This is a genomic window from Mucilaginibacter conchicola (assembly GCF_003432115.1).
In the GTDB taxonomy this organism is placed as follows: Bacteria; Bacteroidota; Bacteroidia; order Sphingobacteriales; family Sphingobacteriaceae; genus Mucilaginibacter; species Mucilaginibacter conchicola.
In genome coordinates this window covers 102,070-128,295 of the sequence record NZ_QWDC01000005.1, presented here as the reverse complement: position 1 = coordinate 128,295, position 26,226 = coordinate 102,070, and the positions used below count along the sequence as shown (strand labels likewise).

Below are 26,226 nucleotides of genomic sequence, written 5' to 3'. Positions count from 1 at the left end.
AAGAATCTTTATGTTGAAACGTATACTCATGTATTGCCTGCTTGCATTAGCAGGCAATACTATTGCTATAGCACAAAATACCACCCACACTTTCGCACTTGGCGATACCGATTTTTTGCTGGATGGTAAACCTTTCCAGATGATATCAGGCGAGATGCACTACACCCGCATCCCCAAAGAATATTGGCACGAGCGTATGAAAATGGCTAAAGCTATGGGCCTTAACACCATTGGTACTTACGTGTTTTGGAACGCGCACGAGCCTGTGCAGGGCAAATATGATTTTGAAGGGAATAATGATATCGCCGAATTTGTACGCGCGGCAAAAGAAGAAGGCCTATACGTAATACTGCGCCCAAGCCCTTACGTTTGTGCCGAGTGGGAATTTGGTGGTTACCCATGGTGGTTGTTAAAAGACCGCAACATGAAGGTGCGTAGCAAAGAGCCTGCATTTATCAACGCATACCGTGCTTACATGATGGAAGTGGGCAAACAATTGGCCCCGCTGCAGGTAAACCACGGCGGCAATATACTGATGGTGCAGATAGAGAACGAGTACGGCTCGTTCAGTAATGATAAAGAGTACCTGGCCCAAAACGAAAAGATTTTTAGAGATGCGGGCTTTGATGGCTTATTATTTACTTGTGATGGTCCCGGCCAGATGCCTGCGGGCTACCTGCCCGGATTTTTGCCTGCTGTAAATGGCGAGGATGATCCGAAGAAAGCTAAAGAACTCATCAATAAATACCATAACGGTAAAGGCCCTTATTACATAGCCGAGTGGTACCCTGGTTGGTTTGATAGCTGGGGTAAAACTCACAGTACCACCAATGCCGATGATGATGCCAAAAAGCTGGATGAGATCTTATCGGCAGGTATCTCTATCAACATGTATATGTTCCACGGCGGTACCACGCGCGATTTTATGAATGGTGCTAACATGAGCCGCAAGGAGCCATATTCGCCCCAAACATCAAGCTATGATTATGATGCCCCGCTAAACGAGGCCGGTGACCCTACACCAAAATTTTACAAGCTACGCGAGGTAATTGCCAAACACTTGCCGGCCGGGCAAACCCTGCCCGAGATACCGCAAAAGCGCCGCCGTACTTACGCCCTTGAGGTTACCAAAGTAAGCGGCGTAGCTAACCTGTTCAATAATTTGGGCTTGCAAACCGAAAGCGAGCGCCCGCTGAGTTTTGAAGACCTCGACCAGGGATATGGCCTGGTGCTCTATCGTACCACTTTGGCTAACGCTATAAACGGCCTGCTCAAAATAAAAGAACTGCGCGATTATGCTACCATATACCTGAATGGTAAACGTGTTGCAGTATTAGATCGCCGCTTAGGGCAGGATTCAGTTCAGTTGAGTGGAGTTAGTGCCAACAGCGTACTGGATGTATTGGTAGAGAACAATGGGCGCATCAACTACGGGCCATATTTAACTGATAACCGCAAAGGCATTACCGAGAAAGTTACCCTTGCCGGCCAGGAGTTATTGGGCTGGAAGATGTACAAGTTCCCCTTAACAACGCCTGCCGGTTTCAAATACCTACCCGCCCAAAATGAGGGTGAACAGCAACCTGCTTTATACCGCGGTACTTTTACACTAAGGGGAGTGATAGATACCTATCTGGATATGCATGGCTTTGGTAAAGGCGTAGCTTTCGTAAATGGCCATAACCTGGGCAAATACTGGAACATTGGCCCGCAGCAAACCTTATTTGTACCCGCAGCATGGTTAAAGAAAGGTACTAACGAAGTGGTAGTTTTTGATGAGTTGAACAGCGGCCATAAAGAGATCTCAACCATAGATCATCCGGTACTGAACGAAGTAGCGAAATAAGCTATTAAACAAAAAAGGCCCCGATAATCGGGGCCTTTTTTGTTTGTGTGGTATCCTGAGAGATTATAAGATCAGGATTAAAACCAAAATGATGATGATGATAGCACCTACTGAAAGGTAGATACCGCCGCCACCCATGGCTTGTGCTTCTTTTTTAAGTTCTTTAACCTCAGCTTTTAGTTCTTTTCTGTCAGCTTTAGTTAGTTGCGAAATGTCCATCGCTTTAATTTCTTCAACGCGCTCTTTAATTTCCTCACAACGTGCAATGCGCTGCTCTTTGGTCATGTTAGCAGCAGCCTCCTTGTACATTTTCTCGGTATTGATAGTGGTTGCAGCATTTGCACTAAAAGTGAAAGCGGTTAGCAACATAGCGATGGTGAATAGATAGAATTTAGTTTTCATAGCTGTAAATGTTGTAATGAGTGATTTTACTCTGATAAGTGTTAAATGCAAAAAAATGTTTTAACACCGTTTAAAAAATTATCAATTATATGCTGATGTAATAAGAAGCCTCAAAAACATGCCCCACAGCCACTTTTTGGATAGCTTCTTTCTGCTTAATGTCTTTAGGCCCATCGGCAGAATCTGCACAGCCCAGCCAGGGCTCAATGCATACAAAATCGGCGCCGGGTTTTGACCATACACCCAGGTAGTTAAAGTGCGGAAACTCTAACGACAGGCTTTGATCGTGCTTGGTGCTTTTGATAGTCACCATGCGCGACTGCAGGTTTTTAAATACCAAGGCATCGTTGGCGAACAGATCGCGGTTTAGCTGTAATTTTTTATCTGTAAGTGCGATTGGTGAGGTTTCTCCGGTGAATTGCCCGTCGCTGTTTAACAGGTGCGCCTGCAGGTTTTCCTGGGTTTCAAACTCAAGGTAATAATCCTCATAAGTTTCGCCCTGGTTGAAAGGCACGTTAAAGGCAGGGTGGCCGCCTACCGAGAAATAAACAGGTTGGGTATCGCGGTTAATCAATTTATAGGTAATGCGAAGGGCATTATCTATAAGCGTGTATAATACCTGGAAATCGAATTTATACGGATAAACCTCAAGCGTGTGCTCTGAGTAGGGCAGCGAAAAACCGGCATGCTCCTCATCACCATCTAATATCAAAAACTCCGACTGGCGGGCAAACCCGTGGCGGTTCATCTTATAGGTTTTGCCATCAACATGCAGTTCGTTGTTAAGCAAACCACCCACAATAGGGAACAGGTTAGGTGCATGGTAGCCCCACACACTGGCATCGGCCTGCCACATTTGTTCAACCCCGGTTTGTTTATTGATGAGCGAACTTAACTGCGCGCCCTTAGCATCGATAGCCACGCGAAGGTGGTCGTTTTCAAGAATGGTCATAGTATGTGAGCGTTTTAAAAAGTATCAACAAATGAGGGGGCTTCTGGTTTGGGTGTATGATACCAGTAGAAAAAATATGTCATTGCGAGGAGCGATAGCGACGCGGCAATCTCCTCGCCTGAATAAACGCGAGGAGATTGCTTCTCCGCAAGCCGGCGGATCGCAATGACATATTATAATACCTACTGCTTATCCACCTTAATATTCGCCTTTATAACAGAATCTTTCTGCGCACCGCTGAGCTTGTTGTTGTATTTGAACAAAGCGTTCTCAAAATCGCCGTAGGCAACGTTAGGGATCACAATGTAGCGGTTACCGAACTCTTTTTTTAATTGTTCAGTAGCAGCCATGCGGTCGGCTTCGGCGGGCTTGTTATCGTATGCTTTGTCAAAATCGGGCAGGTTATCGCCGCAAAGTATAGCAATATTGAATTTGGCCAACACCTGCTGGCGGCGAGCCTCTTTGCTTGAAGAGCCTTGTCTTAACAGGATGTGCGCTGCATCAGTAAACGGCAGGCCGTATTTCTGCAGGTTTTTAGTAGTACCTTCGCGTTCGGCCTCATCGCGGTTGGTGATGTAGAAAACTTCAACGCCCTTTGATGCTGCGTATTTAAAAAATGCAGGTGCACCGGGCACAGTATCGGCCGCGGCTTTATCTGTCCAGGCCTTCCAGGTTGCCTGACTATATTCCTGGTTGTTAATAGCACGCATGGCATCATAAGGGCTGTTATCCAATAAAGTCTCGTCAATGTCGGTCACCACGGCTAATGGTTTACCGGCAGGTTGTTTAATAGCTTCATCTAAACGATATTTGGCCGTGCTGTATGCCTGAAAGCATAGTGCTTTATATTCTGCAGCGCGTTGCTGCCAAAGCGATGCCCACACTTTACCGTTATTGGTTATTGATGTGCTTTGCTGAGCTTGTTTAGGAGCCGAGCAGGCGGCTAATAATGCAGTGCCTGCTAATAAGATACCGGTAAGTTTTTTCATAAGGAAACCTGATGTGCCCTTACAACAGCTCGGGCTTTATTTTATCTGTAAATTCCTTAGCAAACTTATTCAATTTGGGCTGAATTACAACCGCGCAATAAGGCTTCAACGGATTATCATTGTAATAATTTTGATGGTGATCTTCGGCTTTGTAAAATTCTGCTGCCGGGCTTATCTCCGTGAGGATGGGATTCTCAAACACTTGTTCATCAGTAAGGCGTTTGATCATGGCTTCGGCCTGTTGCTTTTGTTCTTCGCTATCATAAAAAATAACTGAGCGGTATTGCGTGCCTATATCACCGCCCTGGCGGTTAAGGCTGGTGGGGTTATGGGTTTTAAAGAACATAAGCAGCAACTCGTCAAGCATAACCATATCAGCATCGTACTCCACCACAACTACCTCGGCATGGCCGGTGTTGCCATTGCAGATCTCCATATAAGTTGGGTTTTTAGTACTGCCACCCGTATAGCCCGAAGTTACCCGGCGCACGCCTTTAACACTCTGGAAAATTGCCTCGGTACACCAAAAGCAGCCGCTGCCAAATGTTATTTTTTGGATGTTCATATTACAAAAGCAACCGTAAAAATTGGCTTTGGTTTAGGCACTTATTGTAAACCTATTTTTAAGATCCGCAATCCATTGTCGTCAGGAATGTAACAAATGCCATTATTGTCTACGGCTATAGTTGAAGGAGAATAGGCAGCCGTTATATGAGGCGTTAATGCATTTATAGTTTTATTGTTGCTATTATTATTAAGAGCGTTTAAGATGGTTTTCTCGCCGTTGGTGTTTATTTTTAGGATTTGGTTCTTAGAGTTTAAAATGTACATATTGTTTTTATTATCAATAGCAACGCCACTCATATAGTCTTCAAATGTGGCCCCGGGCGAATCTGTTTTTTCGAGTGCTTGGTTATTAAATTGATAAATAGTATCTCCGCCGAAGTCTGTGTTTAGGACGAAACACATGTAAAATTTGTTGGCATTATCTGTGGCTATCAAAGCCGGGTAATTGACGTATGCATTAATATTTAAATAGTTACTCACATCACCGGCAGGCGTGATTTTTCTGATGATTCTTCGATACTGATCAACCACAAATACATTGCCACTGATGTCAACTGCAATACCATCAATATCCTTAAATTGTGCTGCACTTCCATTTCCGTTTGTATAACCTTCTGTTTCGCTTCCGGCGAACGTGCTCACATCACCTGTTGGTGTTATCTTTCTAATTAAATTCCCGGCAGCATCAACAACAAAAAGATTATCATGCTTATCTATTGCTATCGCCGAGGGGTAGCTAAAACTCGCGGTGATGCCTTTTCCGTCTTTTATCCGTCTAACACCATCCCCGGCAAAAGTTGATACCTCTCCGTCCGGAGAAATTTTTCTGATCAAATTGTTAGGCTGGTCGGCAACAAAAACTTCGCCTGCGCTATTAACTGCCAAACCCACTATATTGCCAAAGCTCGTTGCGGGGCCTTTGCCGTTTTGCATACCTCGTATTCCGTTCCCTGCAAGTACGGTAGTCATAAAAGTATAATCATAAGTGAAAGACGGAACTGTTGCAGATTTTGCACCGTTGGTAACTATTACTTTGCCCGTACCCGCACCTAATGGAATGTTAACGGTAAGCTGGGTGCTGCTTGCGGCAGTTATTACCGCTTCTTTATTGTTAAAAGAAACTTTATTTGCCGATAGTTCTTTATTAAAACCCGAGCCTTTTATCACTACGCTTTGGTTATAACTGCCATGATCAACACTTAGTGACGTGATCACAACTTCTTGCTGGCCGGGTTGGGGTTTAACAGGATCTACCGGCGCTGGTGGCCCGGTAACTTTTGAGCAGCTAATGACGAATAGCCCCAAAAATATAGGGAAGAAGAGTTTTATAAGTGCTTTATTGAAAGGCATATGTGATAAGTTTACAGTTGTAAAATTAACTAAAGTATCTGATCATCAAATATTAGTTTGATGAAGATTTTTAAAGTATCAATCAATATCCTGATAAGGAATGCCGCTCAGGGCAGCCAGTTTAGTGGGGCGATTTTTAAACAACTCTTTTGCAGGCGTTATAGCCTTAGGTTTAAAATTGGTAAAAGGCAATTTGTAGCAAAAGTTATCTGATGTTGTTATGTAAACGTTATCGTACTCTTTATCATCCACCAAATAAAACATACATAATTTGTTATATATGTCAGGTTCTGATACACCCTCATTTTCATAAACAGTAGCCCATCCCCAAATTTCGGCTTGCCATTTAATGTCAACCGGATAAGCTAAATAATTTATAGCGAAGCCAAAGATGGTAAGATCGGTGTTATATGGGAATGTTACCGCATGTTCGTTTTCGCTAAGCGTGTAAAGCCTTGGCAAAGCCGCATATTCTTGCTGATTATATTGGTTACAAAAATCTTTTAACGCACGGGTTACATCGGCAAGCGTGGCGTTTTTGATGAGGATTAACTTATCGTTAGGTGTTTCTGTTGATGGCTTTTTATTTGCCGGCGGCCTGCTTTCGCTGCCGGTTTTGTTTTTTGATTTACGGATAAGCAGGAAAAGCACGATAAGTATGATAATGGCGACTTTCATCTATAAAGGTTTGCCCGAAGGTAATAACAGATTTATTTAAAAGAGGCTGTTAAACAAATAAATTTTCAGTTAAATAGTTGAATGGATTTTATTAGCTTCGCGTGACTTATTAATAAATCTAAACCATATCACAAATCATGATTAAGAATCTGCAAATTAACATATCTGTTAAAGCATTATTTTTTGCTCTCGCTTTATTAATATTTAGTGCTTGTAAAAAAAGCAACGATGGAGATAGCACCGTTGCGGCATCTATCACTGTCAATGTAGATGGGAAGGCGAAAAAATTTGATCGGGGCGCATCTGCAATAACGCTGGTTTATAACTCTGAGCAATCGGCTACCACAATAACCGGCACTGCTGATGATGGAGCGATTCTCTCTATTACAATTAGTGGAAAATTAGTTACAGGTAAAACCTACTCAAATACTGCTGCACAAAATATTGATAAGCCTGTCATCATGTATAGCATTGGCGATGTTAGCTATTACAGCTATTTTAGTGGCTTACAAACGTTTGGAAGCGTTACTATAACTTCAGCTACAGAGACATCTGTAAAGGGTACTTTTGACTGTGACATGTTAGAGTATATACCCGGTCTTGGCAATAATATTGGTAAAGGCAAAAAGAACATGACGAATGGTAAATTCAGCGTTAAGTTAACAAGCCAGTCTGCCCAATAATATGTTATCGCCTGTTACGTTTGTTAACTAAACTACGTTATAAATTATTATGAGATACTTTACAACCACTAAACTTTTTAAAACCCTTATGTTGGCGGGTGTCGCGTTTGGCTCATTTGCTTTAAACGCTTGTTCAAAAGATGATCTTAAAGATGATGCAGATACCAGAACTTCTATCTCAGTAGCCGTAAACGATACTTCAAAAGTGTTTGGTTTAAACACATTTACTTCAACCGCTAACAACGTAACTGTAGCACAGGGTTATGCATCTGATGGCACAAAACTGTCTATCACGATCCCCGGAACATTAGTAGCCGGTAAAAGCTACTCAAGTGGCACCGATAAAGCTACCGTTATATATACCGTAAATGAGGATACTGATAAAAAAGAAAGCTACTCAAATATAAACAGTGCAGTAGTTGATCTTGTAGTTACCTCGGCTACAGACGCAGCGGCCCAAGGTACTTTCTCGGGTAGCTTATTGCAAGAAAACGTACCCGGTAATGCTAAAACAAAAGTTATTACAAACGGTAAATTCAACATTAAGCTAAAATAAATACTTAGGTTGATTATAAAAAAAGGCCCCTGATATTTATCAGGGGCCTTTTTTTATTCTGTTAGTACCGTAAATTTAAAATCTAAGGGTTCAAAGTTACGGATGAGTTCATCGATGAACAGTTGCCCCCATTTTACATAGCTGAGGCCGAAATTCTCGTTACGCTCCTGCAGGCTGTTCTTAGGGAACAAGTCTTCTTTGATGTTTTCTATCTGCTCCAGGCGGGTATGGTAGTTGCGTTTTTCGGCTTTTACCAGTTTTTTTTGGAAGTTGCCTATGGCATGTTTTAACCTTGCTTGTATAGCCGCTGCAGATGGTGGCAGGGTAGGGTCTATTTTGTGCGATGCCAGTTTTATTTTCTCAAAAGTACGCTCAAACTCGCGCCACTCTTCGGTAAGGCTAAGGTCGTGGTTGCTGTGCTTTTTTACCCAGGCGTTTTTTATCTCGTCGGTATTTTTAAAAAGCAGGGCAGGAGATACTTCCATGCTTTTGATCTTGGCGGCAGTTTCCTTCCGGATAACCAAACCCGAGTTGCGCAGTATGAGCACCGGGAAATCGACACCATAAAAATCGAAATTAGATTTCAGCTCCAGCCAGTAAACCACCTCGGCACCGCCACCTATGTAGGCAATGTTTGGCAGGATGCATTCCTGGTACAGCGGGCGCATCACTACATTAGGGCTAAAGCGCTCAGGAGCGGTTTTTATTTCTTGTTTAAGCTCGTCTTCAGTAAAAGTGATATCGGTATTCATCACCGAGTAACGGCCATCCTCAAACACAATACGCTCGCGCAGTTTCTCTTTTAAGTAAAAGAAGTTGATTTCGCGTGGGTTAACCTGTATGTGAACACCAAGCTCTTGCAACTTCTTATTTGCTTCGCTGATGTTTTTGAAACTGTTTTGCTGAATGATATCCCGCTCTATAATAGGCGCAAACTCCGCTTTCAATCTACGGTCGTCGGCATCAATAATGATAAGACCGTAGCGGGCAAATAATGCATTTACCAGGTAGCGGGTAGCATCGGCCAGTTTATCAAATTTTGTATAGGCAGTCTCCACCATCTCGCCAAGCTCTGATGAGTGGCCATCAATACCCAGCACGCCTTTGTACTGGTTAATAGCCTGGCGCATGGTATCGGGGTTAATACGGCCCGTTGCGCCCGTGGCCTCGTACCACCAGTGTACCTTTTTACCACCTATGTTGGTATAGTTTATCTCGGCAAAATCATGGTCTTCTGATGCCATCCAATAAACCGGCACAAAATTCTTATCAGGGAATGCGTTTTTGAGCTGCCTGCAAAGTTTTATGGCAGTTACTATTTTGTAGATAAAGTATAGTGGTCCCGTGAAGATATTCAGCTGGTGACCGGTAGTAACGGTGAATGTATTCTGATCTTTAAGCAGCTCAATCTGGCTTTTTAAGGCATCAGCAGCATCAAGGGTGGGGAAGTTATCATCTTTGCCGAAATATTGCTCAAGCAGTACCTCAACAAGCAACCCGCGGTCAGCAACTACCTTTTTGGTGTTGAAGAACTCCGCAAAGCCCTGCATAGTTGGCCTGTGACCATAGAACGAACGTAACTCCGGATTATCCTCAAGATAATCGATCACTGTTTGGGAGAAAAACCCCGTGTCTTTATAGTCAATACAGGCAGCTTCCATTTATTTTAAGATTGCGGTAACGTTGTAAAAGCGTGGCTAATATTTACTCACCCCGACTACGCTTCGCTGGTCGACCCTCTCTGCTTCGCAAAGAGGGTGAGAAGTTTTTTCCTTACCCTCTTTGCGCAAAGCGGAGAGAGGGTGGTCGAGCGTAGCAAAGACCGGGTGAGTCCAATGCCAGGCAACAAAGCGTTACCCTATTCAAAGTTAATCGTCGAAAATAGATTTTAATATTTGAATAGCAACAAGGTGCAGCCGCAAAGGGTTTTATTTTACAATTTGTCCATAAAGGTCAAAGTCTTCGGCGCTGTTGATCTTTACGTTCACAAAGCTGCCAACGGCTGCATAATCAATGCTTGCATCTATCAATACCTCGTTATCCACCTCAGGCGAATCGTATTCGGTACGGCCAACAAAATAGCCGCCGTCTTTCTTGTCGATCAATACTTTGTAGGTGTTACCTATCTTCTCCTGATTCTTCTCGTACGAGATACCTTGTTGGATCTCCATGATGGCATCGGCGCGTTCCTGTTTTACTTCTTCAGGTACGTCGTCAACCAAGGTATGAGCATGGGTTTTTTCTTCGTGCGAGTAAGTGAAACAACCCAAACGGTCAAAACGGGTATCCTCAACCCATTGCGCCATTTCTTCAAAATCTTGTTGGGTTTCGCCGGGGTAGCCGGTGATGAGAGTAGTACGCATAGCGATGTTAGGCACGCGGTCGCGGATCTCGTTCACCACATCAATGGTTTTTTGCTTGGTCAGCCCGCGGCGCATCGATTTCAGCATGTTGTCAGTAATATGCTGCAACGGCATATCCAGGTATTTACAGATATTGTCGCGCTCGTTCATTACATCCAGCACTTCCATTGGGAAGCCTGCCGGGTAGGCGTATTGCAGCCTTATCCATTCCACTCCGTTCACATCACTAAGGCGACGGAGCAACTCATCCAGGTTACGTTTACCGTACAGGTCTAAACCGTAATAGGTGAGATCCTGGGCAATTAGTATCAGTTCTTTAGTGCCATTAGCCACCAGACTCTCGGCATTTTTAACCAGCTGCTCTATCGGCGTGCTTACGTGTTTGCCACGCATCAACGGGATAGCGCAGAAAGAACATGGGCGATTACAACCCTCGGCAATTTTAAAATATGCAAAGTGCGAAGGAGTGGTGAGCAAACGCTCGCCTATTAATTCGTGGCGGTAATCGGCGCCAATATTATGAAGGATGTTCTGCAGGTCGTTAGTGCCAAAGTAGGCATCAACGTTGGTTATCTCAGATTCCAGCTCGGGTTTGTAGCGTTCGCTAAGGCAACCGGTAACAATAACCTTACCCACTTTGCCCTGCTCTTTAAGCTCGCTGTATTGCAGGATGGTATCTATAGATTCCTGCTTGGCATTATCAATAAAGCCACAGGTGTTGATCACCACGATATCATTCTTGCCCACCTTGTCGGCCTCATGTACCACATCAAAGGCATTGCCTTTTAGCTGGCCCATCAGTACCTCGCTGTCGTAAATATTTTTAGAGCAGCCTAAGGTAACCACGTTTACACGTGGTTTGGCCGCAATTTTTTGTACTCTGCTAATTTCCTTTGTCTTCATAATATCAACCCGTCATTGCGAGGAACGAAGCAATCTCTGTAAAACTATGCATCGCGAGGGATTGTCCTGAAGAGATTGCTTCGTTCCTCGCAATGACGCCGTGAAGGCGAATTATTAATTGAATAGACTATTCACAAACTCCTGCCTGTCAAATAACTGCAGGTGATCTATGCCTTCGCCTACACCGATGTATTTAACCGGTATCTTGAACTGGTCTGATATACCTATCACCACGCCGCCTTTTGCGGTACCATCAAGTTTGGTTAAAGCCAGGGCATTTACTGCAGTAGCTTCGGTGAATTGCTTGCATTGCTCAATAGCATTCTGTCCGGTTGAGGCATCCAGCACCAATAAGATCTCATGTGGTGCGCCAGGGATAACCTTCTCCATCACATTTTTAATCTTGGTGAGCTCGTTCATCAAACCTACCTTATTATGTAAACGACCGGCAGTATCTATAATTGCCACATCGTCGCCATTGGCTACTGCCGAGCGCAGGGTATCAAACGCTACCGAGGCAGGGTCGCTGCCCATTGCCTGTGCTACTACCTTAACGCCAACACGCTCGCCCCAAAGTTTTATCTGGTCAACCGCTGCCGCGCGGAAGGTATCGGCTGCGCCTAATACCACCTGGTTGCCGGCTTGTTTAAGCTTATGCGCCAGTTTACCGATGGTAGTGGTTTTACCCACTCCGTTTACGCCAACCACCATAATTACGTATGGCTTATGGTCGCCGTACTCGAGGGTACGGAAATCATTGCTGTTGTTTTCGGCAAGCAGCTGCTGTATCTCATCCTTAAGCAGGTTGTTCAGCTCAGAGGTGCTTACATACTTATCGCGCGCAACGCGGGCCTGTATGCGCTCTATGATCTTAAGAGTAGTGCTTACACCAACATCTGATGTTACCAGTACTTCCTCAAGGTCGTCAAGCACATCGTCATCAACAGATGAGCGACCTGCAACGGCTTTAGTTATCTTAGAAAAGAAACTATCCTTAGTTTTCTCAAGCCCGGCATCCAATACCTGCTTGTCTTCTTGCGTGGTTTCTTTCTTTTTAAAAAAATCAAATAATCCCATGTTAATATGCAGATGTGTATATATGCAAATTTGCAGATTGTTGTTCTAATACCCGAATAAAAGCATCTGCACATTTGCACATCTGCATATTCGCACATCAATCTGCCACTAACAAAAAAAGCCCTCTCGTTATAAACAAGACGGCTTTTATATCTTTATCAAAAGTGATTACAGTTTACCTGCAATAGCATCTTTAATGTTATCGTTTGGAACGATCTGCTCTTTGAATGAGTAAGCACCAGTACGTGGCGACTTAACCATTGTAATAACTTTTGAAAATTCTTTTCCTTTACCTGTTTTCAGGGTTGCAACTACTTTCTTTGCCATGTTATTATTTTTTTATGCTGATGTTTTTGTCTGCTACAGCAATCACTGCTATAACGGGCCAACACCAACTAAATTATTTAATCTCTTTGTGAACTGTTACTTTACGCAATACAGGGTTGAATTTTTTCAACTCTAAACGCTCAGTTGTATTCTTTTTGTTCTTGGTGGTAATGTAGCGAGACATGCCCGGCATGCCGCTTGTTTTGTGCTCTGTGCACTCTAAAATTACCTGAACTCTGTTACCTTTCTTAGCCATCTTGATGTATTTTTAATCTGCTACAGGTCTCGGGGTGAACATCACTGCTCTCCCAATCGCTGGCTGCAATTATATTGAACCTTTTTTTACAAACTTGTTGATACAAGCGGTTATACCGTTTTTGCTGATTGTTTTAATAGCAGAAGTAGATACTTTTAAAGTGATCCATTTATCTTCTTCAGGTATATAAAACTTCTTAAGTTTTAAGTTAGGATAGAACTTACGTTTGGTTTTAACGTTTGAGTTAGAAACGTTGTGGCCATTCATGTAACCTTTTCCTGTTAAATCACAAATTCTTGACATGACAAATATTTTTTATTTACCCTTCTTCTAAAAAGAGTGTGCAAATATCAGGCTTTTAAGTGAAAAAGGCAATAGCGGAGACAAAATATTTTCAAAAAAGTTATTATTCGTAATAAGTGATTTTGCGGGTAGTAAGGTAATTAATGGTATCTGGCGTTAATGGTTTAAAAGTTTCTTTACGCGTCATCTTTTCTATCCAGTTACCGTGCCTGTCGTATTTTGTGTATTTTAAGTTAAATTTCCACAATGCATACCTATCGTCGTCACTATCATTAACGATATATTCGATTAATCGGCCGTGCTCGTTATACTTTAAAAAGTATCTATCAGGTTCGGTTTTTACAGCACGGGTGTAACTTCTCATTTTTATTACCCTGCCTTGTTTATCATAATCATAAGTCGTTTCCGGCCCTATCTCATTGTCCGGACTTGTAGATGACCTTATAAGTTGCCCAACCGAATTAAAATAAAGTCTTGTAGTGTCTTTAAAGGGTTCTTTCTTTTGCTCCGGCCACGAGGTAATAAAGATGCCTGACGTCAGCTCATCAATATAGGCCAGTCTGTGATTTTTATCATAATGGTAAACAAATACCGCTTTTGCGGTGGTTTGGGTAGAAGAGGAGTCTTTTGATCCGTCTTTTTCTATAACGGATGAATCCTCATTTTTTGAGATTATGGATTTCATTTTTCCGCTTTCATCAAACGAGTAGGTTAAGGGATTAACAGGTGACTCATAAAAGCTTATTTCCTTCACGTTACCTTTTAGTTTCATTGGCACTACGTCGTCCATACTGAACACTTCGGTTACTTTTTTTTCAGCAGGTTTACATGCCCCCAACACAATAATCACCACCGCCAGACTTAATAAGGTTTTTAGGTTTGTTTTTTGCATGATAAGGTTACAAAGCGGCGCGCGGTTTATTTATAACGCACTTTATTGTACAAGATAACAATCTCGCGTGCAACCAGCAACGGGTCATCAAAAAAAACGTAATGATGGGTGTTTTTCGCCAGAATGTATTTCCGGTTAGGGCGTTCGTTGGCAAACAGTCTTAAGCAATTTTTCCAGGCCAGGTTATCCGAACTTTTAAATGGCGGTACATCTGATCCGATAACCGTTATCGGCATTTTTGCTTTTGGCGCAGCTTCGGCGGCTCTTAAGCCCGTTTCTGCGTAACTTTTAAGTAAGTAGTACACGCCCGGTAGTTCTCTTTTAAAGGAGTCCATTTTTGTGGCGTATGAGGCCAAAACCTCTTCAGATTTTTTGGGTGTTACATAACAAGGTGTACTGGTATCTATAAAAACGGCTCCTTTTATTAAGCCGGGATGCCTTGCCGAAAATACCATCGTATAACTCCCGCCAAGCGAATGCGCTACCATGAAGAGCTTCTTATCAAAACCTAACTTCGTCAATCCAACCTCAAGCCCTTCTATATCATTTACAACACCAACTTTATTGGTGTCCAGTCCGCTTTTACCAAAGCCGGGGCGGTCATACGTGATCAGGGTAGCCCCCAGCCTTTTATGCAGCAGGGTAGTTATCGAATCCCAAACAGCGCCGCCATCGCCACCGCCCGATTCAAACAGGATGGGCAAACCCTTGCCTTTAATGATATGAAAGTGCAGGTTGTACGTGCCAACGTTTATCAGGGTATCTAACACCCTGGTTTGCGCTTTAAGGTTGCCGGCGCAAAATAAAGTTAGTATGCAGAGTATGATGGTTTTTGGTTTCATACCAGTTGAGACGCACTTTATATAAACAGGTTACACCCTTATAATCTGTATTTTACAAAAAAAAGTTACTCATAATAAGTGATTTTCCTTCTCATCGTATCGCCATCCCTTATTGCTACAGTCCAATTGTTTTTCTTATCAAATGCGATAAATCTCGTGGTATCTATAGTTGCTTTTTTAAAGGAGTCGTGCCACGTGAAAAAGTACTGATAAGAAACCGTACAAATACCCTTTGCATTATAGGCATATTTATATTTTGCTATCCATAGTGATTTGTTTTTATAGCGCCAGATGTGTTCTATCACGTTGTGGTTCTTATCAAACTTAAAACGGTTGGTATCCCGAACTGCTTTTTCGGCATTTCCTATAAATTGGATTATGTCGCCATTTGCATCGTATTTATAAATCTCTTTCACGGGTTTTCCCTCGTCTGTATAAATACTCACTGATTCTGTTTTTTTACCATCATTATCATAGGAATTTGAGAACCTTGCAATATGTATGTTGCCTTTAAATGCATCTTCTATTTGGGTAACATCACCGTTATTGTTGAACTTATAAGTATGGTATGGTAGGTTTTTACTGTAACTCCATCGATTGTCAATCAGTACTTTCACCTTGCCATTTAACTTTTCAACCTCTCCATAACCATACAGGAAGGTTATGGTTGGATTTTCTGTCTTTTTTGAGCACGACAATAGCAAAATGGTAAACAAAAGAATGACAATGCCGATCTTGCTTTGAAATAAGGTGAGGTACATTTGTATATTTTATACTCTAATATACCATTTCCTGAAAATGGCGCAAACGTTTGCTTTAAGTTTCTGCACCATAAAACAACTCCATCCAAAACAAAAATCTTGTTCAAATACTTCTGTTTATAATGATGCAATTTGCGTTTGTAAACAAAAAATCTGCATATTAGCTTCAGTAAATCATTTTAGCAAACTTGTAAATGGTGTTTATTAATCTTTTTAAAATATTTTAAAAAGATTTTGATATCGCATAGCTATTTTGCTAAAAATAACTAATTTACGCCACCATTATAACCGTATTATGCAAGTCAAATCATTTAGGGAATACCAGCAGGCCTGGCGCAAAAGCGTGGAGCAGCCTGAGCAGTTTTGGGAAGACATAGCCAACAATTTTCAGTGGCGCAAAAAGTGGGATAAGGTATTGGAGTGGAACTTTAAAGAGCCAAAAGTAGAATGGTTTAAAGGTGCCAAACTCAATATTACCGAGAACTGCCTTGACCGCCACCTGGAAAAGAACGGCGACGTACCTGCCATTATCTGGGAACCCAATGACCCGACCGAAGATCACCGCGTATTAACCTACCGCCAGCTGCATGATAAGGTTTGCCAGTTTGCCAACGTACTAAAAAACAATGGCGCAAAACGCGGCGACCGTATATGTATATATATGCCCATGGTGCCCGAGCTGGCTATCGCCGTTTTGGCTTGTGCACGCATAGGTGCCATCCACTCGGTGGTGTTTGGTGGTTTCTCGGCACAATCCATTGCCGATCGTATAAAGGATGCCGATTGCAACATTATTGTAACTGCTGATGGCAGTTACCGCGGTACTAAGGAAGTTCCGCTGAAATCAACCATAGATGATGCGCTGGTACAATGCCCGTCGGTTAAGCGTGTTATTGTGCTTACCCGCAGCCATACCCCGGTATCGATGATAAAAGGCCGCGATGTATGGTGGGAAGATGAAGTGAAGAAAGTAGAGACACAAGGCAACCCCGAGTGCCCTGTTGAAGAGATGGATGCCGAGGACATGCTGTTCATTCTATACACATCGGGTTCAACCGGTAAACCTAAGGGTGTGGTGCATACCTGCGGTGGTTATATGGTTTACACGGGCTATACTTTCAGCAACGCATTCCAGTACAAACCGGGGGAGGTATATTTCTGTACGGCTGATATCGGCTGGATAACCGGCCACTCTTATATTGTATATGGTCCGCTTAGCCAGGGTGCTACCACGCTGATGTTTGAGGGGATCCCTACCTGGCCAAATGCCGGCCGTTTCTGGGATATTGTAGAGAAATACAAAGTAAACATATTATATACCGCGCCTACGGCCATCCGCTCGTTAATGAGCTTTGGCGATGATGTAGTTGCAGGTAAAGACCTTAGCTCGCTAACTAAATTAGGTTCGGTAGGGGAACCTATTAACGAGGAAGCATGGCACTGGTTTGATGAAAAGATAGGCCATGGCAATTGCCCTATTGTAGATACCTGGTGGCAAACCGAAACCGGTGGTTTCATGATATCGCCTATTGCCGGTGTTACCCCAACCAAGCCGGGTTACGCTACATTGCCATTACCAGGTGTACAGCCTGTTTTGGTTGATGAGAACGGTAAAGAGATTGAGGGCAACGGCGTAAGCGGTAACCTTTGTATCAAATTCCCGTGGCCGGGCATGCTGCGCACCACCTACGGCGACCACGAGCGTTGTCGCCAAACTTATTTTGCAACTTACGAGAACCTTTACTTCACCGGCGACGGCTGTTTGCGCGATGATGATGGTTACTACCGCATAACCGGCCGTGTAGATGACGTGCTGAACGTATCTGGCCACCGTATTGGTACTGCCGAGGTAGAGAACGCCATAAACATGCACAGCACCGTGGTAGAAAGTGCGGTGGTAGGTTACCCGCACGATATTAAAGGCCAGGGTGTATATGCCTTTGTGGTAAGCCCCGGCAAACACGGCGACGAAGAGATAACCCGCAAGGATATCATCATGACCGTATCGCGCATTATCGGCCCAATTGCTAAGCCGGATAAGATCCAGTTTGTAAGTGGCCTGCCAAAAACACGCTCGGGTAAGATCATGCGCCGTATCCTGAGAAAGATAGCTGAAGGCGACACCTCTAACCTGGGTGATACCTCAACTTTGCTTGATCCGGCTGTTGTGGATGAGATAAAAGCGGGAGCGTTGTAAGTAATAATGGAAGCTATACGACTGGATTTTACTACGCAATACAATCAATTTTATTTGAGTAGTGACAATGGAAACGCTGCCCTGTCAAACGGAATCATCTGGACGGAAAAAGCTTATGATGATCGGTTAGGTGCATTCGAAAATTTCCTTGTAGTATTTCCGGAAAGTTATGGCCATGTAAGAGGAGAATTATTTGTTTTAGCCGCTGGAAATCAAGAAGGTGAATCTGAAATATATGATCATGTAGTTGAGGGGCCGTTGAATATAGCATCCGGTGTTCTGCAGATATTAGATTGTCCGGGTAGCTTTAAGCAATTGGAGATACCCTTAACACCGGGACAGTACAGGGTTAAAGTATCTTTTTCGAACATGGTCGGCTATGATTCTGATGAGGCGGAAAGCAACGATAAATGCACGATAGAAATATGGCCGGGAAACGATCTTGCGGTTAAAGTTCTAAAAAGCTTTCCAAGGAAATAATAAACTAAAAGGCTGTCCGCTTGTTCCTCTTATACATCTAAATTGAGGAGAAACAATCATGGACAAATTAGAATTAAAAGGCGGCTGGAACGAGTTGAAGGGTAAAATAAAACAAGCCTACGGCGATCTTACAGATGATGATCTGGCATGGGAAGAAGGTAAGGATGATGAAACGCTTGGCCGTTTACAACAGAAAACCGGCAAAACCCGCGAAGGCCTTATCGACTGGCTGAAAAGTTTATAATTTAATAATGTAAAGGCCGTAAGGCCTTTATTTTTTTGACTAAATTAGAGCTTTGGGGAATGGTTGAGGCTGTTAAACCTTTGCTTTAGAGTGTTTGCGCCTTTGCAATCTCTCTATAACTACAATTAGTCATTTTAACTCACTACAAAAACTATGAAATTTACAACTAAAGACGGCACCGAAATTTATTACAAAGACTGGGGTAAAGGGCAACCAATTGTTTTTCACCATGGCTGGCCATTGTCAAGCGATGACTGGGACGCACAAATGATGTTTTTCTCTCAGCATGGCTACAGGGTAATAGCCCATGACCGTAGGGGCCATGGCCGTTCTACACAAACAGCAACCGGCAACGATATGGAAACATACGTAAATGACGCTGCCGAACTTTATGATTATCTTGAACTGAAAGATGCCATACATGTGGGCCACTCAACAGGCGGGGGCGAAGTGATCAAGTATGTAGCCAAATACGGTAAAGGCATCGTAAGCAAAGCGGTATTGATCAGCGCAGTTACCCCTTTGATGCTTCAAACTGAAGCTAATCCGGATGGTGTGCCTTTGTCTGTTTTCGATGAGATACGCCAGGGTACAGCTTACAACAGGCCACAATATTTTGAGGATTTTACCATTCCGTTTTACGGCTATAACCGTGAGGGGGCAAAGGCTTCTGAAGGTATCCGTAAAAATTGGTGGAGACAAGGTATGATGGGTAGCGTACTTGCTCATCATGATGGTATAAAGGCTTTCTCTGAAACCGATTTTACTGAAGATCTGAAAAGCGTTGACATACCGGTACTGGTATTACATGGCGAGGATGATCAGATAGTGCCTATCGATAACTCAGCAAAAAAAGCCATTAAACTATTAAAGAATGGCAAGTTGATTACCTATCCAGGTTTTCCGCATGGGATGCCTACCACTGAAGCTGATACCATTAATGCCGATATTTTAGAATTTATACAATCCTGATATTATTGTGAAAATAAAAACAAAGGGCGCTTATAGCGCCCTTTGTTTTTATGATTGGTTAAATACTACATTATCAGTGATTTAAAAGCAATTTTGACCACTATGAAGTATGGGTAAATCAGATCAATTTTAAGATACCATAATTTCGTTATCTTCGCTTTGATATGTCGCAAACACAAGCCGGTGAACATCACTCCAAACCTAAAATAGTTTACATAGATAATATTAAGGTGGTGCTTACTGCCCTGGTGGTAATGCACCATGCTTTTGTTACCTATGGCGCACCGGGGGGCTGGTATTACTCCGAGAAAACTGCCAACGCAGCCGCGGCGGTTCCCATGACCTTGTTTGTGGCCGTTAACCAGTCGTTTTTTATGGGATGTTTCTTTTTTCTGTCGGCTTTGTTTGTGCCGGTATCTTACCATAAAAAAGGGGCGCTGCGTTTTCTGGGTGATAGGTTGTTGCGCTTCGGTATCCCGCTTGTGTTTTATTCGTTTGTTTTATCACCAGTAATGAACTTTCTGGTATATAGGTATGCCGGCAAGCACCAAATCACCTTTATGCAATTTTTGAGTGGGTACGATGGCTGGATCCAGTTTGGGGTGCTTTGGTTTGTATGGGCCTTGCTGTTGTTTAATATTATCTATGTGTTGGTGAAAAAAGCTACCGGCAATAACCCGGTCATCTTCAGGATTCCATCTATAAAGGCGATATTGTTGTTTACCACTGCGCTTTCGGGCGTTACGTTTCTTGTGCGCATTATTTTCCCGGTGGGGTGGACGCTGCAGCCTTTTGGTTTCCAGTTGGGACATTTTCCGCAATATATAGCGCTGTTCATCATCGGTATTGTTGCCGCCAACAACAACTGGCTGCCACAGGCCGAATATAAAAAAGGCGTTTTTATGGCTTGGCTGGCGGTAGTGATGGTGGTGATCATCTTCCCGGCTATTTATGCACTAAAAGTAATATTTGTTAGCCCGATAGAATGGTTTAGCGGTGGCTTGCACGATGAGGCCGCCATGTACGCCTTTTGGGAACAATTTACGGGTGTTGCCATCATTACGGCACTCATCTGCATTGGTAAATACAGGTGGAACACCCAATCTAAATTTATGGCAGGCCTGTCGCGCTCAGCTTTTGCGGTGTATATCCTGCACCCGCTGGTTCTGATAGCGCTATCCATGCTGTTCATTAACTGGAAGGTTGATCCCGGTTTTAAAGTTTTGGTTGTTGCGCCGCTGGGTGTGCTGCTTAGCTTTTTGCTGGGTAGTTTGGTAGCGCGCATCCCTGGTGTTAAGCGTATTATTTAAAATTAGCATCGGCGCGTAGCCCTTATAATCGCTATTTTTGTGGCGATGAAAAACAAGCAACCTAACATACTGGTAGTAAACGATGATGGCATAACCGCACCGGGCATAAAAGCCCTGATGCACGCCATGAAAGATCTTGGCCGCGTTGTGGTGGTAGCGCCTGATAGTCCGCAATCGGGCATGGGGCATGCTATAACCATTGGTAAGCCTTTGCGTTTTGATAAGATAGAACTTTACGATGGTATCGAAACCTATAAATGCAGCGGTACCCCGGTTGATTGTGTGAAGCTTGCCGTGAATTCGGTATTCAAGGGTCAAAAGCCAGATCTGTGTGTATCAGGCATCAACCACGGACTGAATAATTCTATCAACGTGTTATACTCTGGTACCATGTCGGCAGCGGTTGAGGGCGCTATCGAGAGTATCCCGTCTATCGGTTTTTCATTAGATGATTACACCATGCAGGCCGATTTTGAGCCATGCATCAAATTTGTAAAAGAAATAGCCTCGCAGGTGCTGGAGCATGGGTTGCCTATAGGTACCGTGCTTAACGTGAATTTCCCGCAAGGCAATAATATAAAAGGTATAAAAGTTTGCCGCCAGGCCAACGCCAAATGGGCCGAGGAATTTGACGAACGCCTTGACCCGCACGGCAGGCCTTATTACTGGTTAACCGGCGTGTTCCAAAATAATGATAACGGCGAAGATACCGACGTTTGGGCTTTAGACCATAATTACGCATCGGTAGTGCCGGTGCAGTTTGATATGACGGCCCACCACGCCATCCCTGTTTTAAATAGCTGGAAATTTAATGTTTAACCGCAACAATACCATAATAGGGGTAATCCTTGGTTGTTTGCCGCCGCTGCTGCTGTGGCTCATCTTCGTTATTTTTTTAAAGAACGATGCCATTATTATGGATAAGCCGGCCATACCATACCTGATAGCGATCGCCATGAACTTGCTGATGTTACGTTATTGCGCCCGCAAGCATTTCGACCTAACTTCGCGCGGTATCATGATCGCTACTTTTGCGTGCATGCTGCTTATCGCTATATTTAAATTTCGTTAAACATGAAATATTATCTGGTGGCCGGCGAGGCTTCGGGCGATCTGCACGGGGCAAATCTCATGAAAGCTTTAAAAGAACGGGATGCCGATGCAGAGTTCCGGTACTTTGGCGGCGACCTGATGCAGGCAGAAGGCGGTACCCTGGTAAAGCATTATGCCGATATGGCTTTTATGGGCTTTGTTGAGGTGGTGATGAATTTGCAGACTATCCTTAAAAACCTAAAAACCTGTAAGCAGGATATCCTCAGCTACCAGCCCGATGTGTTGGTACTGATAGATTTTCCGGGCTTTAATTTAAAGATCGCCGAATTTGCCAAAGAGCATGGCCTGCTGGTTTGCTATTACATCTCCCCAAAAGTTTGGGCATGGAACCAGAAACGGGTTCTTAAAATAAAACGTATTGTAGACCATCTGTTTTGTATACTGCCGTTTGAGGTTCCTTTTTACAAAGAGTGGGGGATGGATATCGATTACGTAGGCAACCCGTTACTGGACGCAGTTGATGCCTTTAAGCCCGATGTAAACTTCAGGGAAACAAACCACTTCGCGGATAGAAAAATAATTGCCCTGCTGCCCGGTAGCCGCAAACAGGAGATAAGCCGTTTACTGCCCGATATGCTTGCCGCCGCGCAGCAATTTGCCGGCTATGCCCTGGTGATTGCCGGTGCGCCCTCATTTAACGCGGACTACTATAAACAATACATGGACGGTGCGGATGTGCCGGTAATATTCAACAGTACTTATGATCTTTTGCATAACGCGGACGCTGCTTTAGTAGCATCCGGCACGGCCACGCTGGAGACGGCCTTGTTTAATGTGCCGCAGGTGGTGCTTTATAAGGGCAATGCGCTCACCATTGGTATTGCACGTAGGCTGGTTAAGATCAAATTTATATCGCTGGTGAACCTGATAATGGACAAGCTGGTGGTGAAAGAACTGATACAGGAAGACTGCAACCCCGCAACTATCAGAACTGAACTGGATAAGCTCCTTAATGATGCAACCTATCGCAGCCAAATGCTGCACAACTATGATCTGCTTGATGAACGTATGGGCCAATCCGGTGCTTCGGCAAAAACGGCAGAACTCATCATTCAATATACCTCAAAAAAATAAGGCTCTGCTACTTAATAGCCGAGCCTTATTTTTCTCAAAGGTGAAATGTTTAAAATAGAATAGATGATATATGTTGATCAGGCGGCAGACAAAGTTTGTTGAACTGCTTTCTGTTTGTTGCTTGTGAACTGGTTGCGCTCTCTGAAAGCCTTTAGGTCTTCCATCAATAAGTTTCTCAACTCATTATCATAACGCGCAACTAATTTGCTGGTAGCTGGTTTGTAGGTTTTCATAGGTAGATGTTTTGAGTGTTGTGAGTTTCTTTATGTTGGTGTAGATGTTATCTTATATAATTAAGCAGCTTTTTTTGATTTGATAGCTTTCAGGTCGCTCATCAGGATGTTCATTAATTCCTTATCAAAACGGTTTACTAATTTGCTGGTTGCTGTTTTTTGAGTTTTCATGGTTCAAGTATTTTTGTGTTCAGTTATAGTTATTGTTAGTTTTTATCTTTTTGTTCTTCGTTATTTTCCTCGTCTTGGTTCTCGGTTAAGTTATCGTGCCTGCGCTTTGCCTCTCTGTATTGTCTCTCTACCTGCTCTTTGTCGCGGCTGTCTGAGGTTTTTTCAGGCTCTTTTGGGTTTTCCCATTCTTTCTCTCCCTCGTTTGTCTCAGTTATTTCGTCGATAGCCATAGTAACGTTGTTTGATTGATACTATTCCAATTGAGTGCCAAAAAACGGCGCATGGGCCAAAAAAGTTAAAATATGTGTGAGATTTTTTTCAACAACATACTCATTGTCGCTTTTTGTGCGTTTTTATACCAATATTGCTATTGGTATAGTACAAATACTGTATCAAAAGTTAGGAATTGCTGTCGCGAAGAATAGTCAGCGGCGTATTAAAAGCTTAAAAAGTGTTCGTTTTCGTACAATTGGGTGTTCGGGAGTGTTCGTTGAGGTGTTGTGATGATGAAATTGACTGAGTTTTTAATAAAAAATCAGTTTTGAAGACCTTTTTTATTAAAAACTATATAAAAATTTAGTGTTTATATCATTTTTATCGATTTTTTATCCAATGTTAACTGCTTTTTTGATGGTTTTTTATGTTTTATACTGTTAAATTTATGTTAAAACCATGTTATAGTATTCCTTTTTTGATTATGATTGAAAAAAATACTTAAAAAATTATGTTTGTTTTGATAAATGTTAATATATTTGCTTCATCGTTGCGAGAGCGATAAAATAATTTACTTGTCAATCAAAATGTTACAAATAAATTACAAAATAAATTTTCGCAATTAAAAACATAGTGTTACTTTTACACTATCAAAATTTAATAAAAAGTCTTCTCATAATTTAGGTTTATAATTGGTTAGTAAAGGCCCCTGCCCATCAGGGGCTTTACTTTTTTTAAGACTTTCCCAAACCCTTTGTATATTTTTTAGTTCAGTCATACAAATGTCCTGTATTTAATCCGTACAGATTATTTGCTGTATCTTAATCAAAAATTCATCTGCTTTGGAAAATACCCACTCAGTACTGGTGCTTTGCCTTGGTTTGGTGTTCAGTGTATCGTTACTGGTATTGCTGGCCAATAAGCTGAAAATTGCTTACCCCATATTTTTAACGCTGGCCGGCCTTATACTAAGCTTTGTGCCGGGCGTGCCCACTATTCATATCGACTCTAACCTGGTTTTCCTGGTGATACTGCCGCCTATATTGTATGATGCCGCGCAAAACATGTCGTTAAAGGCATTATGGCGTTGGCGCCGCATCATCAGCGGTATGTCCATCGGCTTTGTGATATTTACCGCAGTTGCCGTTGCGTTCGTTAGCCACTGGTTGATTCCCGGCTTTACGCTGGAGCAGGGTTTTTTGTTAGGAGCTATTATTTCTCCGCCTGATGCTGCTGCGGCCACCGCCGTTTTGCAATACGTAAAGCTACCCAAAGGCATGGTATCTATATTAGAAGGCGAAAGTTTGCTTAACGATGCTACCAGCTTAACCATATTCAGGTTTGCTTTGGCGGCTATCCTTACCAGTCATTTCTCCTGGGGTGAGGCTGCCGGTGGCTTTATGCTGGTAGTAATATCGGGTATTGTGATAGGCTTGCTGTTCGGCTTGTTGTTTTATGCTATTTATAAATGGCTGCCAACTACAGCCAATCTGGATATTGCCATATCGCTGGTGATACCTTATATTATATATATAGCGGCAGAGGAGCTGCACTCGTCGGGTGTGTTGGCTGTGGTAAGTGGCGGTTTGTTTATTGCCTATCAAAACCACTTTGTGTTTTCTCACAGCAGCAGGTTGCGCTCGGGGGCGTTATGGTCATCCATCGTATTTATCCTCAATGCCGTAGTGTTTTTCCTGATAGGCCTTCAACTGCCGGATATTACCCGCGGCATAGGCTCTGTAAGTATGGGTAATGCGCTGGTAATTGCCCTGGTTATAGCTTTAGTAGTAATTGTTGCCAGATTGATAGCCGGATTATTTACCGGAGTGTTTACCAAATTTATGAGCCGCTATATTACCGTGGCGCAAAACAACCCCGGCTGGCGCAATCCGCTTACCATAAGCTGGGTGGGGATGCGTGGCGTAGTATCGTTGGCTTCGGCCTTATCTATTCCTTTGTTATTAAAAAGCGGCGAAGCCTTTCCGCATCGTAATCTAATCTTGTTCATCACCTTTGTTACCATTGTGGTTACACTGGTAGGGCAGGGCTTGTTCCTTCCGTTGGTGATAAGGAAAGTTAAGCCTGATAGCTCGATAGACCAACGACCGGATGACCAGCAAATAGTAGAGATAGAGCTAAAACTGATGACCACCGCCGTGGCCGAAATGGAAGAAAAATACGGCGACCAAATGCACACCAACCCGCTGTTGCTGCACAAGTACGAGTTTATGAAACACAAAATAGACCTGCTGGAGTGCTCTGTAAAAGGCGACGGCGAACGCCAACGTGCCAATAAACTGGTTAGCGAGTTCAGAAAAATAATGACCGCTGTTACCGAAAAGGAGCGGAGCAAACTACATTATTTCAGAAGAAAAGAAGGTTTTGATGATGATGTGATCCGCCTGATAGAGAACCGGCTTGATCTGGAAGAAGAAAACATGCAGGATGAAATTGATTAGCATCCCGCATGTT

At 43.1% G+C, this 26,226-nt stretch carries 29 protein-coding genes; 12 read left to right on the top strand and 17 right to left on the bottom strand.

Going from position 1 to position 26,226, the window contains the following annotated elements:
• The first annotated feature begins 10 nt into the window (after nucleotides 1-10).
• Nucleotides 11-1,846 carry a glycoside hydrolase family 35 protein gene (locus D0C36_RS23205; RefSeq protein ID WP_117394115.1) on the top strand — a complete coding sequence of 612 codons (1,836 nt, stop codon included), beginning with the start codon at nucleotides 11-13 and terminating at the stop codon, nucleotides 1,844-1,846.
• A 63-nt stretch (nucleotides 1,847-1,909) separates the two neighbouring features.
• On the opposite strand, the gene D0C36_RS23200 is transcribed toward D0C36_RS23205, so the two are convergent.
• The 6 genes from D0C36_RS23200 to D0C36_RS23175 form a co-directional block, all read right to left on the bottom strand.
• The gene (locus D0C36_RS23200) at nucleotides 1,910-2,248 is read right to left on the bottom strand and encodes a hypothetical protein (protein ID WP_117394114.1); all 339 of its coding nucleotides are present in this window, start codon (nucleotides 2,246-2,248) and stop codon (nucleotides 1,910-1,912) included.
• 85 nt (nucleotides 2,249-2,333) lie between these two features.
• On the bottom strand, nucleotides 2,334-3,200 hold the full coding sequence (locus tag D0C36_RS23195) for an aldose 1-epimerase family protein (RefSeq protein ID WP_117394113.1): 867 nt from the start codon (nucleotides 3,198-3,200) through the stop codon (nucleotides 2,334-2,336).
• 182 nt (nucleotides 3,201-3,382) lie between these two features.
• Complete coding sequence (locus D0C36_RS23190) at nucleotides 3,383-4,189, bottom strand: 5'-nucleotidase, lipoprotein e(P4) family (RefSeq protein ID WP_117394112.1); 807 nt, start codon at nucleotides 4,187-4,189, stop codon at nucleotides 3,383-3,385.
• Between the two features lie 19 nt (nucleotides 4,190-4,208).
• On the bottom strand, nucleotides 4,209-4,754 hold the full coding sequence (gene msrA / locus D0C36_RS23185) for a peptide-methionine (S)-S-oxide reductase MsrA (RefSeq protein WP_117394111.1): 546 nt from the start codon (nucleotides 4,752-4,754) through the stop codon (nucleotides 4,209-4,211).
• A gap of 41 nt (nucleotides 4,755-4,795) precedes the next feature.
• Complete coding sequence (locus D0C36_RS23180; protein ID WP_117394110.1) at nucleotides 4,796-6,106, bottom strand: IPT/TIG domain-containing protein; 1,311 nt, start codon at nucleotides 6,104-6,106, stop codon at nucleotides 4,796-4,798.
• Between the two features lie 78 nt (nucleotides 6,107-6,184).
• Complete coding sequence (locus D0C36_RS23175) at nucleotides 6,185-6,784, bottom strand: hypothetical protein (RefSeq protein ID WP_117394109.1); 600 nt, start codon at nucleotides 6,782-6,784, stop codon at nucleotides 6,185-6,187.
• Between the two features lie 137 nt (nucleotides 6,785-6,921).
• Between D0C36_RS23175 and D0C36_RS23170 the strand changes: the two genes are divergently transcribed.
• Together D0C36_RS23170 and D0C36_RS23165 are read left to right on the top strand one after the other, a co-directional pair.
• Nucleotides 6,922-7,467 carry a hypothetical protein gene (locus tag D0C36_RS23170; protein ID WP_117394108.1) on the top strand — a complete coding sequence of 182 codons (546 nt, stop codon included), beginning with the start codon at nucleotides 6,922-6,924 and terminating at the stop codon, nucleotides 7,465-7,467.
• Between the two features lie 49 nt (nucleotides 7,468-7,516).
• Nucleotides 7,517-8,023, top strand: coding sequence for a hypothetical protein (locus D0C36_RS23165; protein WP_117394107.1), 507 nt, complete (start codon nucleotides 7,517-7,519; stop codon nucleotides 8,021-8,023).
• Nucleotides 8,024-8,076: 53 nt separating this feature from the next.
• Here the strand turns inward: D0C36_RS23165 and bshC are convergent, their stop codons facing one another.
• The 9 genes from bshC to D0C36_RS23120 form a co-directional block, all read right to left on the bottom strand.
• On the bottom strand, nucleotides 8,077-9,684 hold the full coding sequence (bshC, locus tag D0C36_RS23160; RefSeq protein ID WP_117394106.1) for a bacillithiol biosynthesis cysteine-adding enzyme BshC: 1,608 nt from the start codon (nucleotides 9,682-9,684) through the stop codon (nucleotides 8,077-8,079).
• A 267-nt stretch (nucleotides 9,685-9,951) separates the two neighbouring features.
• Nucleotides 9,952-11,289, bottom strand: coding sequence for a 30S ribosomal protein S12 methylthiotransferase RimO (rimO, locus tag D0C36_RS23155; RefSeq protein WP_117394105.1), 1,338 nt, complete (start codon nucleotides 11,287-11,289; stop codon nucleotides 9,952-9,954).
• Nucleotides 11,290-11,403: 114 nt separating this feature from the next.
• On the bottom strand, nucleotides 11,404-12,366 hold the full coding sequence (gene ftsY / locus D0C36_RS23150; protein ID WP_117394104.1) for a signal recognition particle-docking protein FtsY: 963 nt from the start codon (nucleotides 12,364-12,366) through the stop codon (nucleotides 11,404-11,406).
• 168 nt (nucleotides 12,367-12,534) lie between these two features.
• A complete protein-coding gene (locus tag D0C36_RS23145) occupies nucleotides 12,535-12,693 on the bottom strand; it encodes a DUF4295 domain-containing protein (protein WP_095705631.1) in 159 nt (52 codons plus the stop codon).
• A 73-nt stretch (nucleotides 12,694-12,766) separates the two neighbouring features.
• Nucleotides 12,767-12,949, bottom strand: coding sequence for a 50S ribosomal protein L33 (rpmG, locus tag D0C36_RS23140; RefSeq protein WP_022830075.1), 183 nt, complete (start codon nucleotides 12,947-12,949; stop codon nucleotides 12,767-12,769).
• Nucleotides 12,950-13,018: 69 nt separating this feature from the next.
• Complete coding sequence (gene rpmB, locus D0C36_RS23135) at nucleotides 13,019-13,252, bottom strand: 50S ribosomal protein L28 (protein ID WP_095705630.1); 234 nt, start codon at nucleotides 13,250-13,252, stop codon at nucleotides 13,019-13,021.
• 103 nt (nucleotides 13,253-13,355) lie between these two features.
• Nucleotides 13,356-14,144 (bottom strand): hypothetical protein, encoded by a 789-nt coding sequence (locus D0C36_RS23130; RefSeq protein WP_117394103.1) that lies wholly within the window; start codon nucleotides 14,142-14,144, stop codon nucleotides 13,356-13,358.
• A gap of 26 nt (nucleotides 14,145-14,170) precedes the next feature.
• On the bottom strand, nucleotides 14,171-14,986 hold the full coding sequence (locus D0C36_RS23125; RefSeq protein ID WP_117394102.1) for an alpha/beta fold hydrolase: 816 nt from the start codon (nucleotides 14,984-14,986) through the stop codon (nucleotides 14,171-14,173).
• Between the two features lie 65 nt (nucleotides 14,987-15,051).
• On the bottom strand, nucleotides 15,052-15,747 hold the full coding sequence (locus tag D0C36_RS23120) for a hypothetical protein (RefSeq protein WP_117394101.1): 696 nt from the start codon (nucleotides 15,745-15,747) through the stop codon (nucleotides 15,052-15,054).
• 295 nt (nucleotides 15,748-16,042) lie between these two features.
• On the opposite strand from D0C36_RS23120, the gene acs reads away from it, so the two are divergent.
• The 8 genes from acs to lpxB all read left to right on the top strand — a co-directional run bounded on the left by acs (nucleotide 16,043) and on the right by lpxB (nucleotide 23,137).
• On the top strand, nucleotides 16,043-17,944 hold the full coding sequence (gene acs / locus D0C36_RS23115; RefSeq protein WP_117394100.1) for an acetate--CoA ligase: 1,902 nt from the start codon (nucleotides 16,043-16,045) through the stop codon (nucleotides 17,942-17,944).
• Nucleotides 17,945-17,950: 6 nt separating this feature from the next.
• A complete protein-coding gene (locus tag D0C36_RS23110) occupies nucleotides 17,951-18,424 on the top strand; it encodes a hypothetical protein (RefSeq protein WP_117394099.1) in 474 nt (157 codons plus the stop codon).
• A 58-nt stretch (nucleotides 18,425-18,482) separates the two neighbouring features.
• Nucleotides 18,483-18,668 (top strand): CsbD family protein, encoded by a 186-nt coding sequence (locus D0C36_RS23105; protein ID WP_117394098.1) that lies wholly within the window; start codon nucleotides 18,483-18,485, stop codon nucleotides 18,666-18,668.
• Between the two features lie 153 nt (nucleotides 18,669-18,821).
• Nucleotides 18,822-19,640 carry an alpha/beta fold hydrolase gene (locus D0C36_RS23100; protein ID WP_117394097.1) on the top strand — a complete coding sequence of 273 codons (819 nt, stop codon included), beginning with the start codon at nucleotides 18,822-18,824 and terminating at the stop codon, nucleotides 19,638-19,640.
• A 164-nt stretch (nucleotides 19,641-19,804) separates the two neighbouring features.
• Nucleotides 19,805-20,950: an acyltransferase family protein gene (locus tag D0C36_RS23095; protein ID WP_117394096.1), complete on the top strand. Its 1,146-nt coding sequence runs from the start codon at nucleotides 19,805-19,807 to the stop codon at nucleotides 20,948-20,950.
• Nucleotides 20,951-20,995: 45 nt separating this feature from the next.
• Nucleotides 20,996-21,769, top strand: a complete 774-nt coding sequence (gene surE, locus D0C36_RS23090) for a 5'/3'-nucleotidase SurE (protein ID WP_117394095.1) — start codon at nucleotides 20,996-20,998, stop codon at nucleotides 21,767-21,769.
• The gene (locus tag D0C36_RS23085) at nucleotides 21,762-22,022 is read left to right on the top strand and encodes a hypothetical protein (RefSeq protein ID WP_117394094.1); all 261 of its coding nucleotides are present in this window, start codon (nucleotides 21,762-21,764) and stop codon (nucleotides 22,020-22,022) included. The genes surE and D0C36_RS23085 overlap by 8 nt, the downstream gene beginning before the upstream one ends.
• 2 nt (nucleotides 22,023-22,024) lie before the next feature.
• On the top strand, nucleotides 22,025-23,137 hold the full coding sequence (lpxB, locus tag D0C36_RS23080; protein WP_117394093.1) for a lipid-A-disaccharide synthase: 1,113 nt from the start codon (nucleotides 22,025-22,027) through the stop codon (nucleotides 23,135-23,137).
• 77 nt (nucleotides 23,138-23,214) lie between these two features.
• On the opposite strand, the gene D0C36_RS24650 is transcribed toward lpxB, so the two are convergent.
• Nucleotides 23,215-23,370 (bottom strand): hypothetical protein, encoded by a 156-nt coding sequence (locus tag D0C36_RS24650; protein ID WP_158557186.1) that lies wholly within the window; start codon nucleotides 23,368-23,370, stop codon nucleotides 23,215-23,217.
• Between the two features lie 206 nt (nucleotides 23,371-23,576).
• Nucleotides 23,577-23,771, bottom strand: a complete 195-nt coding sequence (locus D0C36_RS23075; RefSeq protein ID WP_117394092.1) for a hypothetical protein — start codon at nucleotides 23,769-23,771, stop codon at nucleotides 23,577-23,579.
• A gap of 825 nt (nucleotides 23,772-24,596) precedes the next feature.
• Here D0C36_RS23075 and D0C36_RS23070 point away from each other — a divergent pair.
• Nucleotides 24,597-26,213, top strand: a complete 1,617-nt coding sequence (locus D0C36_RS23070) for a Na+/H+ antiporter (RefSeq protein ID WP_199502126.1) — start codon at nucleotides 24,597-24,599, stop codon at nucleotides 26,211-26,213.
• Nucleotides 26,214-26,226 lie beyond the last annotated feature (13 nt).

Coding starts and splice junctions, on each gene's coding strand:
- D0C36_RS23205 (WP_117394115.1), top strand. CDS start 11: ATGTTGAAACGTATACTCATGTATTGCCTGCTTGCATTAGCAGGCAAT.
- D0C36_RS23200 (WP_117394114.1), bottom strand. CDS start 2,248: ATGAAAACTAAATTCTATCTATTCACCATCGCTATGTTGCTAACCGCT.
- D0C36_RS23195 (WP_117394113.1), bottom strand. CDS start 3,200: ATGACCATTCTTGAAAACGACCACCTTCGCGTGGCTATCGATGCTAAG.
- D0C36_RS23190 (WP_117394112.1), bottom strand. CDS start 4,189: ATGAAAAAACTTACCGGTATCTTATTAGCAGGCACTGCATTATTAGCC.
- msrA (WP_117394111.1), bottom strand. CDS start 4,754: ATGAACATCCAAAAAATAACATTTGGCAGCGGCTGCTTTTGGTGTACC.
- D0C36_RS23180 (WP_117394110.1), bottom strand. CDS start 6,106: ATGCCTTTCAATAAAGCACTTATAAAACTCTTCTTCCCTATATTTTTG.
- D0C36_RS23175 (WP_117394109.1), bottom strand. CDS start 6,784: ATGAAAGTCGCCATTATCATACTTATCGTGCTTTTCCTGCTTATCCGT.
- D0C36_RS23170 (WP_117394108.1), top strand. CDS start 6,922: ATGATTAAGAATCTGCAAATTAACATATCTGTTAAAGCATTATTTTTT.
- D0C36_RS23165 (WP_117394107.1), top strand. CDS start 7,517: ATGAGATACTTTACAACCACTAAACTTTTTAAAACCCTTATGTTGGCG.
- bshC (WP_117394106.1), bottom strand. CDS start 9,684: ATGGAAGCTGCCTGTATTGACTATAAAGACACGGGGTTTTTCTCCCAA.
- rimO (WP_117394105.1), bottom strand. CDS start 11,289: ATGAAGACAAAGGAAATTAGCAGAGTACAAAAAATTGCGGCCAAACCA.
- ftsY (WP_117394104.1), bottom strand. CDS start 12,366: ATGGGATTATTTGATTTTTTTAAAAAGAAAGAAACCACGCAAGAAGAC.
- D0C36_RS23145 (WP_095705631.1), bottom strand. CDS start 12,693: ATGGCAAAGAAAGTAGTTGCAACCCTGAAAACAGGTAAAGGAAAAGAA.
- rpmG (WP_022830075.1), bottom strand. CDS start 12,949: ATGGCTAAGAAAGGTAACAGAGTTCAGGTAATTTTAGAGTGCACAGAG.
- rpmB (WP_095705630.1), bottom strand. CDS start 13,252: ATGTCAAGAATTTGTGATTTAACAGGAAAAGGTTACATGAATGGCCAC.
- D0C36_RS23130 (WP_117394103.1), bottom strand. CDS start 14,144: ATGCAAAAAACAAACCTAAAAACCTTATTAAGTCTGGCGGTGGTGATT.
- D0C36_RS23125 (WP_117394102.1), bottom strand. CDS start 14,986: ATGAAACCAAAAACCATCATACTCTGCATACTAACTTTATTTTGCGCC.
- D0C36_RS23120 (WP_117394101.1), bottom strand. CDS start 15,747: ATGTACCTCACCTTATTTCAAAGCAAGATCGGCATTGTCATTCTTTTG.
- acs (WP_117394100.1), top strand. CDS start 16,043: ATGCAAGTCAAATCATTTAGGGAATACCAGCAGGCCTGGCGCAAAAGC.
- D0C36_RS23110 (WP_117394099.1), top strand. CDS start 17,951: ATGGAAGCTATACGACTGGATTTTACTACGCAATACAATCAATTTTAT.
- D0C36_RS23105 (WP_117394098.1), top strand. CDS start 18,483: ATGGACAAATTAGAATTAAAAGGCGGCTGGAACGAGTTGAAGGGTAAA.
- D0C36_RS23100 (WP_117394097.1), top strand. CDS start 18,822: ATGAAATTTACAACTAAAGACGGCACCGAAATTTATTACAAAGACTGG.
- D0C36_RS23095 (WP_117394096.1), top strand. CDS start 19,805: ATGTCGCAAACACAAGCCGGTGAACATCACTCCAAACCTAAAATAGTT.
- surE (WP_117394095.1), top strand. CDS start 20,996: ATGAAAAACAAGCAACCTAACATACTGGTAGTAAACGATGATGGCATA.
- D0C36_RS23085 (WP_117394094.1), top strand. CDS start 21,762: ATGTTTAACCGCAACAATACCATAATAGGGGTAATCCTTGGTTGTTTG.
- lpxB (WP_117394093.1), top strand. CDS start 22,025: ATGAAATATTATCTGGTGGCCGGCGAGGCTTCGGGCGATCTGCACGGG.
- D0C36_RS24650 (WP_158557186.1), bottom strand. CDS start 23,370: ATGAAAACCTACAAACCAGCTACCAGCAAATTAGTTGCGCGTTATGAT.
- D0C36_RS23075 (WP_117394092.1), bottom strand. CDS start 23,771: ATGGCTATCGACGAAATAACTGAGACAAACGAGGGAGAGAAAGAATGG.